The organism is Streptobacillus felis (assembly GCF_001559775.1).
GTDB lineage: Bacteria > Fusobacteriota > Fusobacteriia > Fusobacteriales > Leptotrichiaceae > Streptobacillus > Streptobacillus felis.
The window spans coordinates 1-204 of sequence record NZ_LOHX01000225.1 but is presented as its reverse complement, the minus strand read 5'-3'; the positions used below and the strand labels follow the sequence as shown (position 1 = coordinate 204).

At 29.9% G+C, this 204-nt stretch carries 1 pseudogene; it reads left to right on the top strand.

The features are described 5' to 3' along the window. Nucleotides 1-204 (top strand): annotated as a pseudogene (locus tag AYC60_RS09350) (DNA mismatch repair endonuclease MutL); the annotation flags it as partial.

Below are 204 nucleotides of genomic sequence, written 5' to 3'. Positions count from 1 at the left end.
TACTAATATTTTTGAAAATATACTTCATGATTTGAATAATAATAATAAAGTAGGGGATATTCGAGAAAAACTAATAATACCTATGACATGTAATGTAGCAATCAAAGCTGGTCAAAGATTGAATATGCAAGAACTGCAACATATGGTAAGAAGATTACATGAAGTAGGAAACTATACCTGTCCTCATGGTAGACCACTTATTTC